General features: G+C 36.8%; 5 protein-coding genes. 4 read left to right on the top strand and 1 reads right to left on the bottom strand.

What is annotated here, in order from left to right; translation table 11 throughout:
* Positions 1 to 619 precede the first annotated feature (619 nt).
* From PCY70_RS00225 to PCY70_RS00210, 4 genes are all read left to right on the top strand, one after another.
* Positions 620 to 1,516, top strand: a complete 897-nt coding sequence (locus PCY70_RS00225) for an ABC transporter ATP-binding protein (RefSeq protein WP_305767980.1) — start codon at positions 620 to 622, stop codon at positions 1,514 to 1,516.
* The gene (locus PCY70_RS00220) at positions 1,482 to 2,099 is read left to right on the top strand and encodes an ABC-2 transporter permease (protein WP_305767979.1); all 618 of its coding nucleotides are present in this window, start codon (positions 1,482 to 1,484) and stop codon (positions 2,097 to 2,099) included. Before PCY70_RS00225 ends, PCY70_RS00220 begins: the two co-directional genes overlap by 35 nt.
* Positions 2,100 to 2,511: 412 nt before the next feature.
* Positions 2,512 to 3,408 carry an ABC transporter ATP-binding protein gene (locus PCY70_RS00215; protein WP_305767978.1) on the top strand — a complete coding sequence of 299 codons (897 nt, stop codon included), beginning with the start codon at positions 2,512 to 2,514 and terminating at the stop codon, positions 3,406 to 3,408.
* Entirely contained in the window at positions 3,374 to 3,991 is a 618-nt protein-coding gene (locus tag PCY70_RS00210; protein ID WP_305767977.1) for an ABC-2 transporter permease, read from the top strand. Before PCY70_RS00215 ends, PCY70_RS00210 begins: the two co-directional genes overlap by 35 nt.
* 368 nt (positions 3,992 to 4,359) lie before the next feature.
* Here the strand turns inward: PCY70_RS00210 and PCY70_RS00205 are convergent, their stop codons facing one another.
* Positions 4,360 to 15,591 carry a hypothetical protein gene (locus tag PCY70_RS00205; RefSeq protein WP_305767976.1) on the bottom strand — a complete coding sequence of 3,744 codons (11,232 nt, stop codon included), beginning with the start codon at positions 15,589 to 15,591 and terminating at the stop codon, positions 4,360 to 4,362.
* Between the last annotated feature and the right edge of the window lie 5 nt (positions 15,592 to 15,596).

Below are 15,596 nucleotides of genomic sequence, written 5' to 3'. Positions count from 1 at the left end.
GCTTTCTGAAATATATATCGGTAATATTTGTATTTTGCTTAAAAAATTCGAAAAATTGTAATAATAATGTTGTTGCTTTTTAACATAAAAAATAAATTAATTTAAGTACCTCGACATTATGTCTAATGAAATATGGAAAATAAATGTTTCTACCAGTGTATTACGGTTTATTAAAAAAATGACTTCTTATTAAAAAACTTTGACACTACACACATATGATTGCAACAGGTTATCTTATTACAACTTTACTATAGAATTTCAAATTTTAATTTGTCCATTACGCTAGTTGCATAGAACTATATAGAAAAAATAAAAAATAGACCAACTCTATATAATGAGAGAATTAGTCTGCTTTGAATTATTTTTATATGATATGAATCAAATTTTTAAAATTGGTTAAGCTAATATATGATTTTATAATTTTTTATTACAACGCAAGAAATATAGTTAAAAACACATTACACAAGTTTAACAATATAAAAAAAACGACAAACACTATTTATAAAAACTACATTATTACAATATATAATATGAATCTATTAAAAAATCATTTCTATATATCATTTACAACAGAAAAGAAAGGTATACCTACATTTTAGGTATTGGGTAGAGGAAAATGATGAGTACCATTGTAGTGAATCATATATCAAAACAACAAGGTGATTTTACATTAAAAGACATTAATTTTAGTTTACCTAGCGGAAAAATTATGGGGTTAATTGGTAAAAACGGTGCTGGAAAGAGCACCACAATCAATCTTATAATGAACTCGATAAAACCTGATAGTGGAGAAATTTCAGTATTGGGTGTTAAAAACACATCACGTGATTTTAAGAACGTGAAAGAAAATATTGGACTAGTTCTCGATGAGAGCTATATACCTGATATTTTTAATGTAAATGACATTAATAAAATTATGAACTTATGTTATAAGCAGTGGGACAAGCAGATATATCACAAGTATATCAATTATTTTTCATTAGATCCCCAAAAAAAATTTCAAGACTACTCTAAAGGAATGAAAATGAAACTAGGCATCGCTATAGCATTGTCTCACGGTAGTAAAGTATTAATTTTAGATGAAGCTACTAGCGGACTTGACCCTATTGCCAGAGAAGAAGTATTAGAGATATTAACAAAATTTGTTCAACAAAGTGATAATCATTCTGTTTTGATTTCTTCTCACATAATAAGTGATTTAGAAAAAATTTGTGATAGTATTACTTTGATTCATCAAGGTCGTCAAGTTTTAAGTCAAGATAAGAAACAAATATTAGAGAATTATTCTATTATTAATGTAGATGAACAAGAATTAGAATTATTACCCAAAGATATTATACTTGGTAAAAAGAATCATAAAGGTATCTATGATGTATTAATTGAAAAAAACAAAGTTAGTTCTATTAATTATCCAGAACAAAATTATGTTTTAGAAGATATTATATTACTAATGATTAGAGGTTTAGAGGAGGAGAGGAAAAATGCTAGGGTTATTAGTCAAAGATGTTTGGTATAGTTGGAAAAAATGTAAACTTGCTATAGGAATAATCATTCTTATGGCAGTAGTTTCGCCTTATATGTTTTTAGCACTTTTTCAAGCAGTGTATATGTGTAGCAATATTATAGCAGCAGATGAAAAAAATCATTGGGATAAATTTTCTGTCATGTTGCCGCTGACAGATTTTGATCATGTTTTCAGTAAATATTTATTTGGTTATCTCTCTTTAGGTTTTTCTATATTTTTTACTGCTATTAGCTTAATGATACTGAAATATTTGGGTTTGAATACTATAGATGATCTTATGACATCTCTTATGTTTATGAGTATTTTATGCCTTATATATGTCGCTGTTACCAATGCTCCTTTAATAATTTTCGGCACTGAAAAAGCTAAAGCAATTATATTGCTAATGTTTGCAGGATTTTTAGGACTTATGCCTCTTATACCTAATATTAATTCATACATGGCAACTTTGAACGAAACTAAAACTTCAGGAACATTTTTAGGTTTAATGTTTATTGGAGCTGTTATACTAAACGTCATTTCTATAACAGTTACTGTCAATTTTAGACGAAAAAAAATGATTAGATATCATTAAAAAACAACCCTAAATGCTGAGTATCACGATTGAATTATCGATACTCGGCCAAATATAAAAATCTGAAATTCAAATATCTTATTAAAAATCTTATCTCAATCACATTTGTCTTATCATTGGTTCAAATCTCTTCATACTGACTCTTCAAAGACTTCTTCGGCTACAGCAAATTCTACTACTTTTGATTCTAACAGTATAGGAAATAAATGCCATATATAAAATTGGCACGTTCACTTAAGTGTTAAAAACACATTACACAAGTTTAACAATATAAAAAAAACGACAAACACTATTTATAAAAACTACATTATTACGATATATAATATGAGTCTATAAAAAATCATTTCTATAGATCATTTACAACAGAAAAGAAAGGTATACCTACATTTTAGGTATTGGGTAGAGGAAAATGATGAGTACCATTGTAGTGAATCATATATCAAAACAACAAGGTGATTTTACATTAAAAGACATTAATTTTAGTTTACCTAGCGGAAAAATTATGGGATTAATTGGTAAAAACGGTGCTGGAAAGAGCACCACAATCAATCTTATAATGAACTCGATAAAACCTGATAGTGGAGAAATTTCAGTATTGGGTGTTAAAAACACATCACATGATTTTAAGAACGTGAAAGAAAATATTGGACTAGTTCTCGATGAGAGCTATATACCTGATATTTTTAATGTAAATGACATTAATAAAATTATGAACTTATGTTATAAGCAGTGGGACAAGCAGATATATCACAAGTATATCAATTATTTTTCATTAGATCCCCAAAAAAAATTTCAAGACTACTCCAAAGGAATGAAAATGAAACTAGGCATCGCTATAGCATTGTCTCACGGTAGTAAAGTATTAATTTTAGATGAAGCTACTAGCGGACTTGACCCTATTGCCAGAGAAGAAGTATTAGAGATATTAACAAAATTTGTTCAACAAAGTGATAATCATTCTGTTTTGATTTCTTCTCACATAATAAGTGATTTAGAAAAAATTTGTGATAGTATTACTTTGATTCATCAAGGTCGTCAAGTTTTAAGTCAAGATAAGAAACAAATATTAGAGAATTATTCTATTATTAATGTAGATGAACAAGAATTAGAATTATTACCCAAAGATATTATACTTGGTAAAAAGAATCATAAAGGTATCTATGATGTATTAATTGAAAAAGACAAAGTTAGTTCTATTAATTATCCAGAACAAAATTATGTTTTAGAAAATATTATATTACTAATGATTAGAGGTTTAGAGGAGGAGAGGAAAAATGCTAGGGTTATTAGTCAAAGATGTTTGGTTTAGTTGGAAAAAATATAAACTTGCTATAGGAATAATCATTCTTATGGCAGTAGTTTCGCCTTATATATTTTTTGCACTTTTTCAAGCAGTGTATATGTGTAGCAATATTATAGCAGCAGATGAAAAAAGTCATTGGGATAAATTTTCTGCCATGTTGCCGCTGACAGATTTTGATCATGTTTTCAGTAAATATTTATTTAGTTATCTCTCTTTAGGTTTTTCTATATTTTTTACTGCTATTAGCTTAATGATACTGAAATATTTGGGTGCAAATACTATAGATGATCTTATGACATCTCTTATGTTTATGAGTATTTTATGCCTTATATATGTCGCTGTTACCAATGCTCCTTTAATAATTTTCGGCACTGAAAAAGCTAAAGCAATTATATTGCTAATGTTTGCAGGATTTGTAGGACTTATGCCTTTTATACCTAATATTAATTCATACATGGCAACTTTGAACGAAGCTAAAACTTCAGGAACATTTTTAGGTTTAATGTTTATTGGAGCTGTTATACTAAACGTCATTTCTATAACAGTTACTGTCAATTTTAGACGAAAAAAAATGATTAGATATCATTAAAAAACAACCCTAAATGCTGAGTATCACGATTGAATTATCGATACTCGGCAAAATATAAAAACCCGAAATTCAAATATCATCTTATCTCAATCACATTTGTCTTATCATTGGTTCAAATCTCTTCATACTGACTCCTCTAAAACTTCTTCTGCTACCGACTCCTCTAAGACTTCTTCGGCTACCGACTCCTCCAAAACTTCTTCTGCTACAGCAAATTCTACTACTCTTGATTCTGACAATATAGGAAATAAATGCCATATATAAAAAGCAGACCAACTCTATGCGAATTAGTCTGCTCTGATTTATTTGTATTAATTAAATTCTAAATATCTTTTTGAACATCTTAGCAAAAACATTTGTCTTCGTGTTCATTCAAAGACTTCTTCAGCCACCGGTTCTTCAAAGATTTCTTCTGCTACCGGCTCTTCAAAGACTTCTTCAGCTACCGGCTCTTCAAAGACTTCTTCTGCTACCGGCTCTTCAAAGACTTCTTCAACTACCGGTTCTTCAAAGACTTCTTCTGCTACCGGCTCTTCAAAGACTTCTTCTGCTACCGGCTCTTCAAAGATTTCTTCAGCTACCGGCTCTTCAAAAAATTCCTCTGCCACAAATTCCTCAACTGCATATTCCTCGATCGCTACCGATTCTAGTACAGCCTCCTCAACTGCATACTCCTCGATCGGTGCTGATTCCAGTACAGCCTCCTCAGCTGCATACTCCTCGATCGGTGCTGATTCCAGTACAGCCTCCTCAGCTGCATACTCCTCGATCGGTGCTGATTCTAGTACAGCCTCCTCAGCTGCATATTCCTCGATCGGTGCTGATTCTAGCACAAATCCATAAGTCGTCTCTTCTACCACTTCCAATGACATCGCCGGATTTTCTAGGCTCTCTTCTCCTAAATGTGGTTCAAATAATGCCTCTTCCTCGAATAACATTTCTTCTTCGAATAATACTTCTTCCTCGAATAGTGCCTCTTCTAGTTCTAACTCCTCGGCAAAATTTTCCTCAAATTCATTAATCTCTGGCATCTCTGGAGTTGTCATCTCCGGAATTTCTAATGATGGTAACATCACTTCTGGAATTTCGATTTCTGGCGCCTCAAATGCGTCGTCGTTCTCAAATTCAGATTCAAATAGCGGAATTTCTTCATACAATGGTTCATCAAATTTGTCTTGTACCAACTCGTTAATATAGATCACTTTTCCATCGACATTTATTGTGCCATACGTAGCCGGATTTCTATAGCTCGCTGATGTATATAGTGGTGCATCGTCACCCGTTGTAGCATTTGGATCTGGAATTACATCTATATTATATAGAGCTATACGTGCCTCAAAATATGGATTGAATATAATTGACTCCGAAACCTGATATGTGCCCCTTTTGTCTGGCATTTTTTCCCACTCAATCTCTTCTTTATTACTGTATTCGACTTGGATTTCATACTCGTCTTCAAGATATTCATCCAAAGACGTACTCAAGAAGTGTACCATACTACCTGATTTTTTCGTCTCCAATGGTGCAAGCTCCATATTATTGAGAGTAAACGCAATAGCATTAGTGTCGATTACTTTATTGTCTGCATCTACGAGAGCAAATTTTAACCCATCCTCAACTTCGGCTAATGCTTTGCGCGCTTCATCGGTATTAGCGACGCTAAATTTTCTCATTACATCAAATGTTGTAAAGCTTACGAGTTTTTCATCTACTGTGTCAATGATCTCAAAAACATCCTTGCCGTCGGCAGTTACTGTACTACCTACGGTAAATGCATTCTTAGAAACTAATATCTTATGATCAATCGGTACTTTATTTAATGTTACATCTACCCAATGATTCGTTCCATCTGAAAATCCAAAGCTTTCAATTTCGGCTGGCATTGGGAAATCGGATTCTTCCATTGTGTATTCCATTGTTTTCCCAAGTTCTACAGAGCCCTCTGCAACAGAGGCAACAAGAATTCTGTCTCCTGCTGATAACTCGTTAGTTGAGCCAAATTGCTCTGTATATGCTTTCTGCAAGGTCGCTATAGAAATGCTTCCTTTAGCTGGATCAAAATCCTCATCGTTTTTAGGATCAATTTTGCGATCGTCTCTCACTGCCACGGCAGCGTCTTGTGCGCCAGCCTTAGCAAATGCGTAATAGTGGAACTCGGCTCTATCATCTGGATACAAAATAATTAAGTTATCGCCCTCCACTCCAACAAATCTCGGAGCTTTTAATTGCCCAATATCCGATTGTGTATACGCATGAGTCGCAGTTAGCTCGTGACCATCTTTGTAGTTCTCATTTTTAACCAAAATTTGGATTTGTCCAGGGTTTTCATTTTTAGTATCTAATGGATATCCTGCTGCAGATGTGTATTTATACACTATGTCGCGTTTGAGAGAACCTTCGAGTGTCGTGCCGCCAACACCGTCATTGATGTTCGCTCCACTTGCCTCTACCGCATCTTCTATATCATCAACCTCTAACTTATCTTCACGAATTGCAATATATACTTCTGTTCCGTCTGATGCGTATTGATTATACTCCTTAATTGAAACAGTATTTCCTTCTATTTGAATCGTTGGCGTTGGCTTAAATATTACATCGTTTGGTGTAATGATATCCGTCACTATAATTGGCATAAACCCGTCTTGCGATGCGGATATAAAGACCTCCAAGTTTTTGTTGGTATTAAAATCTGGTAGCCTCTTAAACGCGATAGGGGTGTTATATATTCGCTCGCTGCCTCTAATTATCAACTCATTATTATCTATTGTCACCGGATGGTGTGCTGTTCCTAGTAGATTTTTCTTGGATGCGTCTTCGTCATATATTGTATATTTTACATTTGCATTTTTGTTGTTCTTGTCGATAACAATGGTACCTTTTTCTCTACGCATTGTCGGTGCTTGCAGTCTTTCGTAAACCAAAACAGATTCATGAGTTACGTCTCCAATAACTGCTGTTGCTATAATATGCAATTTTCCACCTGCTGGCAATATGTCATTATTTGGTGTTAAATAAAAATATGACGTAGGCTTATCTTTCAGCTCTGCTATATCCCCCGCTTTAATTACGTTTCCGTTTGCATCTGTGGTTTTATACGTTAACTCCAATACATCATCAGGATCTTCTCCCAAGTTATCGATGAAATCTTTTATTGCATAGGAATCGATATTCATCATGAAATGATCTTTACTAACGCTAGATACATACGTAAAGGTTACGCTCGGTGTTGGGAACTCTTCTACTTTATCCGAATATCCATAAACAGTCTTATAGTAAGTCGAGCTTCCCTCTGCTGTTGCCACGTCAACCCTTATACTTTCTCCTGCTGGAATATCTACTGATGGTATGTCGGCTGTATAATTATAAGTTAATCCTTTGTTGTTCATAATCGGTTCTAGCGGTGTATATGGGTCTGGTTTAGCACCGTCCACAAGATATGTCATAGTTATTTCGTTTGGATTAACAAAATCTCGCAACATAACACTAAGCGTATGGCCTCTAAAAACTGCTCTTGCGGCCGAGCTGGTCGGTTCGAACTCGATTGCATCTATGGTAATTGTATCATCGTTGATTAAATCATCATTTGGTTGAATAAATGGTGTTGCAGAATTCTTTGGAGCAACTCGCAGCGCGGCTGTAGAAATATCAGGTATCGTAGCTATTGCTTTAGTGTAAGTTGTTACCATATCCAGATCCATAACTGCACTTTGCGAATCACCAATAAATTTCCATGCTGGTGCTTCAACATTTGGATTATCGATATATTGAACTTCTGCTATTGGCGATTCTGGTGAACTTCCTAATTCTTCAGAAGGGATCTTCACAGTCATAGTTGATGCGCTAAAGGTAACATCCAGCGTTGGCGCTTCGACGGCTGTTGGCGAGCTTAGCGTGACAGGAACTGTATAACTTACACTTGCGTTTTCAGTTCCCACTAATCTAATCGTTACTTTGTCGCCTGTCATAACTTCTGGTGCCTTATGCGTACCATCAAGCGTTTTGTATTTAGGATCAGGATCAGACCCAGTAGTTTCAGAGAATTCAGCCGATTCAATCGCATCTCCATACGCTGTGAACGTGCCGTCGTCCGCAGTGATTCCCACCTCCGCTTGCCATTTTACTTTTGCATCGGCAGTTTCATTAACGCTTGCAATAAAGTTATCTCCAGTAAATAGTAAATTAAGAGGTGTTGGAGGTATCGCGAATGATGTTTGAGCTGTTTTATCAGTTAAAGTTTGGTGCACTACTTTCAACGTAACAGTTCCTCCATTATTTTCAAATGCCTTAACGAAGTTTTCGCGTGGTACATTAGCCACTGCAGACTCGCCCTCTTGTGTCCAGTCTAATATTGTATTAGCATCTCCTTTAAGATTAGTATCAGTCGCATCTTCAAATGTGACGTCAAGGTTAATAATATCGTCATGCTCATTTACAACAGCTCCCGGAACTTCAATGCGCACAAAATCTTCGCCCTTTTCACTCTCTCCAACAATCGGTTTGGCCATTGTTATAGACGGTATGTCTATTTGCGAATCTGCGCTATTTAGTAATAACCAATCCTCGGCATGAGATACTGTTACTTGAATTTTCGTATCGTTTGGTAATATCTTTAATTTCTTAAGATCATTTTCTGTAATGGTAGCTTTGATTTTTCTATCTACACCTTGTTCAAACTTCAATGTTCCAAATTCTACCAATCCATCTGAGTCCGGAATAGTTCCCGTAGATTTCGCCGGGGTAAACGCAGTATAAACTCCAACATACTCATCCGCAGCAGTTGCGCCAGAGTTTTCGATAGTCACCACAATACCTTTTCCATCAGTTGTTTGAGCCAAATCTAAACCAATTGTCTGTATAGTCGCTAAAGAGTCAACCTCGTTATTTATGACATACCATTTATCAGTACTAGCAACTTCCACATAAACTTTTTCGCCATTTGCAAATCCGCCTGATTCTGTTGCTCCGTCTGCCGCCGCTACTACATCTATCACTTGATCAAATTCTATGTCTACATCCACCGCTGGAGTTGCTGGATCTACAACTGGAGTTTCGGCACTATATTTTACTGTTAAATTTTCACTAGCCCAGTCTGTATTGTCATCCAATTTGAACTCGCCATCGATATCGTTTAATGTAACCTTCATTTTGCTATTATACATTAGCGGAGCCGTTTCGGCCTCTGCAAGGTTTTGCTCTTTTGTGCCCACAATTTTTGGAGCCGGTGCCAACTGCAGTTTTTGTCTCACTTCGGTTGGGGTTAACTGGGTATTCGTATGGCTAACGGTCACCACTACCTCATTGAGGTAATCTTGCACGTCAAATTTAAGATCATCTACTGGAATTTGCAAATAGGCTACTGTTTTATCAGATACACCGTTTGCTAATTTTAAATTAGGAATGATCGTAGCCGTCTTTGTTCCGTCTGTCACTAATTCTATATATTGACCCGCAATCCATTGGTTTATGTCATCTACTGGCGTCCCGTCAGCATTTACCGATGCCCCATCAGCTATTTTGTATAATCTAACAGTTAAGTTTTCATTCATCTTAGCATTAGCTGCGTCGTACGAACCTGGAATTTCAATTAACATGTGGTCAGCTGTTATAGAAGTAGTCGGTTGAAGATCAGGTGGTATATTAGAGTCAGTGTAGTTTGTTACAAATTTAGGTTGCGGCACCAATTTGGCCTCCCCGTCAAGGCTAATCTCTTTTGTTATTTTCTCTTTCATAAACCAGTCTTTGGTATTTTCAAGTTTTAGTTTAAATGCTATTGCATCGTCTAATGCTGCTAGCAATATCGAATTTGGTATTATAGCTGTAATGTGATCTTCATCTTGTCTCCAGTATAGGTTTGTAAGATCAGCTGGAACATCTAATGCAGCTCCATCCGCCTTTGTTACCGATAGCTTATATCCATGGCCAAGTTTTGATTGGTCATTTAAATATTCTTCTGGAGAAGTTTCAAGGTTGACACGAAGCCCCGCCGCTTCCCAAGTTGGAGGAAATTCTATAGTGGCTACATCTTTAATAGTTCTAGATATTGATTCAGAGTCGATATTATACCACTGTTTCGAATTGGAAATTATTGCCTCCACGCTGCCAGTAGTGGCACCTTTCCACGCATCTTTATTTGTAAAGGTATCAAATGTCGCGCTAAATCCAGTAGCAGTGCTAGTAATTTCCTGAGTTTCTATTACCACACCCTTGTCATCTTTTAATGTAAGAGTTGCTGTTAAATCTGCGATCTCATATTCAGCAAGATCAGTATCGGCTTTTGTTAGCGTTACAGTGCCATTAGCTGGATCCGCTGGATCTGGAGCAATCGCCAATACCGGTTTTTCAATTTGAGTTACCTTCTCAGATTCTACTGATTTTGCTGGTAGCTTACGCCAATCCGCGGCCTTCGCTTCGACAGTCAGTATATCTCCTACTTTTAATCCAAGTTTAGCGATCTCAATATACGTTGCGGTTGCGGCTGTGGCTGGGTCTAGTTTGGCAGCAGTTTTCTCAACACCATTTACATACGCAATAACTTCAGCGGTGGCATCAGGGGCTGCGAGCGTTACTTCAATTGCATTTTTCTTAGTGACATCAGCTACATTTGTATCAAAGTTATACCCAGTTACTTCATCCTTAATCTCTGGTACAGTCATTTTGGTTAGGGCAGTATCATCAGCTACCACAGATATCAAAGATGTCGCAGAACTTTGGCCATCCGGAATATAAATCGATGGAATATGAGTCACTCTCGCTATAACTTTTTTATTGAGATCAGCATCTGTAAGGTTCAATATTCCAACCGGCAATTCTAACTTGGCTGTTCTCTTAGCTTTCGCGATCTCAGCATCAGTGGCTCCTCCAGCGGCTGCATCTTGTTTCAAATAGGCTGCTAAATCTGCATGAGCCACCCTTGCTGCTGCTGTTTTGATTGCATCTTCAGCGGTTTCTACAAATAAATCGATTTGGAAATCGTTATCGAATGCATCGCCCTTCCAAGCACCTTCAAAATCGATTACTACAAAATCCGCATCAGCTTCAGTATCAGCCTTTGCGAACGTTGCTTTAGGGACAAATTCCTCTAGATCCTCTAAAGCTATCTGTATACTCTTATCTTTTTCAACCCAAGAATCAGTATTTCGTAGAGTAACAGCAACCTTATAATGCCCCATGACTATTCCTAATTCTCTCAGTTCCTCGTTAGTAATAGTTGTCGTTGCTGTGCCCGGGGTAGTAATAATATCCCAGTCGCCCTTTGCAATTTGTGTTTTAGACGATACAGTCTCAGAATTAGCTGATGAAAAATGTAGTTCATATTGCTTATTCAATTCATCTTTTCCAGATGCAACATATTGATCATCTGCATTATTGACGGTTACTTCAATTCCTGTGGCATCAGCTTTGGCACCTACATTTTCTAATGAAGTCTCTTTGATCGCATCCGTAAACGTGGACTCATTATCGATAATATACCATTTGGTACTAGAAGTCGTAACAACCACATCTCCCGATTTAGTCGCAGACCAATTCTCTATCAAATCAGCTTTGGTGTGATATACTTGATCAGCATTGGCTACAAATCCATTCATTGTAATTGTTTCGGTAATGAGATCTGCATCATCTGAATCTTTAGCATTGGCGATTGCAATAGTCGTGGTTATGCTAGAATAATCCGCTGTAGGATTTGTATCATCTGGTGTAAACGTTACTTTCAGCGTTCCGTCATCTGCGATGTTCAAATTTCCTTCGACATGATCCCCAAGTGCTGGTAAATCTGCAGATAGATCATCCATCTTAAATGCTGGAGCCGCCACAACTGCCTTACTCACTCCGCTAGGGATTGTATTCCAAGTATTTCCATATACCGCTATATGCAAAGTATCTCCCGGATTCAAAGTATCTCCTAGAGTTGCCGTATTTATATAGCCTATATTTGTATTTGGATCTATTGCAAACTCTGTTGCCCCAACATTATTAATTGTATACGCTACTTTACGAACTGTATCGTCCCATCCGCCATTTAGCGTCACTTCTATATGCGGAGCAACTTTAGTTTCACCAGTGGAGTCGTCTTCGTATTCTCTATCAACTTTGTCCTCTGTGATCGTAACAGTTTTAGCTGAAGTTAATTTCTGCGAACATTTTTGCGCTTTAAAATTCGGGTTTGAATGCGAAACGCTAAAGGTAACATCAGCTCCCTCTTCGCCGTTTACCATTTCTAATGTGGCAATAGGAATTTTTACGATCGCTGTTGTAGTTCCAACTTTTTGCTTAACTTCGAGATTAATCACAGCAGGATCAACTGCGCCATTTGCGATTACAACCAACCCCTCCGCTGAATTAATCTTCTTCGCGTCATCTGCTGTGTCAACAGGTGCTCCATTTTTAGTCTTATACAAAGTTAATGAGAGATTTTCATTTTCTGTGTTATCAGCCATATAGAAACTTGGAATTTCTACAAAAACATAATCTGCAAACACAGTTTCCTCGACAGGATCAGTCCAAGAAATTGTAGGGAGATCAGTAAAATCGGTGATTAATTTTGGTATCGGTACATATGCAGTAAGTTCCTCTAGTTTGGCTGTAGTTTTGCTAGCTTTCTCTAACCAATTTTTGTAATTACCTAATGTAAACTCAATTTTATTATTATATGCTTCTCTTTCTATAAAATCATTTACATCTTGCGCTATTTCTTTATCTAGCATGGAGTCAGTCCACCTACTAACACCCTTATATGTAGCTGCAGCCACATCTTCTTCAGTAACAATATAATCTTGTGTAATTTCATGATCTACATCGTTGGTATCTGTTGCAGTAATTTTGATCGTTACTTCAGTGCCCGCTTCTAATAGCTGATCGTTTTTGGACTCGACTGCCCCAGTCATGGCTTTCTCCCCAGCGTTTCTAAATGGCCATTGGAAAAAGCTCTCCGTACTTGATTTGGCATCTGCAAGAGTTTCTTTAACATATACAGTTGCCGGAGTTTCTTTATCAACAATCGTCAATATTGCTTCCTTCATATCAATTGCTCTATTATAATTAATTTGCATTACGTGATATGATTGCTCATCAGATTTTACCGAAGTAATAGCTGGGTAATCGAAGTTTAGCGGATTGGTAATATGCTCTTCTATCTTTTGTAGGTCAGAGCTTAAAATAGTAATAGTAGCCGTGTTGTTGGCACCCATCGTCCAGCGCGCATCGATAGCATTGGCGTTTGTATCAGGCACCTCTCTAAACTTAGCATCTTCAGCGCTTATAAATGCCGCTTTTATTGGCTCATTAATCGCAGCTATGGAGAATTCATACCCATCCAGAAGTTTACCGGTGCTAGGATCGATATATTCATCCGCATCTTCGGTGAGCGTTACGGTTATGGCCGTATTTGAAACATTTGACTCCGCAGTCAGAGGAGCAATGTGAGTAATTTCGAGAGTATTGGATTCTGCAGAAGGCACCACGTTCCATTCGTTACTAGATACGGTGGCCACAATTTCTCCCACTATTGCCTGTTCCCATTTAATACTATCATTGGCAAGTCTATACGAATCAGTAATCTTATCGCCATCAGCATCCTCTAACTTAAACATCGCAGCGGCTTGTTCGGCAGGATTTAACAATTTCACTGTCGCGTTTAAGTGTTCTATAGAAGTACCGTCTCCTAACGCAACTTCTATCTCGCCTTTTGCAGGAGCCGTCGCCTTTTCGCCTTCCGTTATTTTGATTGTAGGAGTCACCACTTGCTGAATTTCTTTCGCATCTGCAGTTAACTTCGGAGTCTGCAAGCTAGATACATTGTCTACATAGGCAGCGACTACTTTGCCCAGATGTGTAGTATTCAAAAATTTCTTCAACTCAACGATTGCTGGATTGGCAGTATTGGTTAAGTCGATCTCCACCACGGCGGTTGTAGGCGTCGCTTTATCTGCTGTTACTTTCACGCCACCCGCTTTGTGATTAAGAGGAATATATTGAGTGTTGGCTATGGCCTCATCTTTCATAGTATGGATAGCGAAGCCCAATTGAAGCTGGCTATTTAAGTTGCCATTATAATATCCAGTAACTTTGTCAGCTTCCTCAACAGTAAACTTAATTTTTGTTGCAGCCGGGCTTGTGTTATCCCAAGTTATTTCGTTTTTAGTTTCTTCAACAGCGGCTTCATATACTGCATAAGTATTGTGAATTAACCCATCTGTTTTGTGTCTAATTTCTAATCCTATTTTATCTCCATTGGCCAACGGATTTAATTTTGCAAATGTTTTTGTTAAGTCTACCGTAACTGTGCCGTCGGAATCAAAACGGTCCCATGAATCATATGGATCTTCATCAGCAATCTGTACCGGACTCTCAACATAATCTTTGGTACCGTCTTTTCTGAGAATATATGCATAGGCGTCGTATTGTGTAATATTTGTCCCGCCGTTTTTCTCAATAAAAAATTCTACACTATTATTAGTTGTTTTAGTATGTTTAACGCTGAGTGCGGCGGTAGGCTCAACTATTTTGTCACTATTTGGTAAAACATTCCAAATATTTTGACTAGTGGTTATAGTCATAACGTCACCCTTAGCAAGAGGTCGCAACGCATCTTGATAATTGCTTTGTATTAAAGTGCCAGAAGCAACAACAGCCAACTGAATATTATCAATGTTATCATCTGAACCTAAATAATCGACACTGTACGTTACATTTACAGGCGTATCTCCCACAGACTTAGCTAACGATAAAGATAAAGTTTTGGGCTGTTTATCATATTTAACTGCAGAACTACTAATTGCAGGAGCTTTTATCATAGTAATAGGGTTCGATGTTTTTTCTGGAATAGTCGGATCATACATGTCGATTACTGTTACCTCGACTGTATCCCCAACGGCAAAATCCCACTCGCTAAGATCTGCTATTTGAGTTAATAAATTACCCTCGGCTATTTTTATATATTCTGCCGTATTTTTAATAGCGCCACCGGCTTTGTGCGTTACATTAATTTTGTACTCATTGTCCTCAACAATATTGCCTACCTCTATATTGACAGCAGAAGTTTTAGTGCCATTAATATCTATCGTATAATTAGCGGCGGCTTGCGGAGTTTTTATTGTAACTTTGTCTTTTCCTGAATTTTCCAAAACGAAATAGCTAGCTTCCGACACAGAAACTTCTATAGCGTTATCGTAATTGCCATATACAAGGCTGGCAATTTCATCTTGACTGATCGTCACTTGCAAATCTTTTGCACCTCCGTCACCATCAACTTCTGTTGCATTATCAAATTTGCTATTAAGATTTAAGACCGGAACAAAGCTTGAGCGAGATGCTCTTACTGCTGTTGCATCATAAGTAGCTCGTAACTCAACCTTCAAAAATTTTTTATGTGTCTTCCATTCATCTTTCGTAATATTTTTTAATGTAAGAGTGGCGGTGCCGTCACTATTATCCGTTAATATAGGTTCGGGGGCAGTGATAAAATTCTTAGTTACTTCGATGGTATCTTTAGTTACGAGTAGTACGTCTGGATTAGAGGTCTCAAATTCTGTTTTTATGGCAGAAAAATCTACATCTATTTTCAATTCTTGACCGTCAGTCGCACTAACTCCAGATAACTCCATTACCC

It is taken from the genome of Candidatus Epulonipiscium viviparus, from assembly GCF_030708075.1.
GTDB classification, from domain to species: domain Bacteria; phylum Bacillota; class Clostridia; order Lachnospirales; family Cellulosilyticaceae; genus Epulonipiscioides; species Epulonipiscioides viviparus.
Note: the sequence above shows the minus strand (reverse complement) of the source record. Positions and strands in the feature narration are given on the sequence as shown.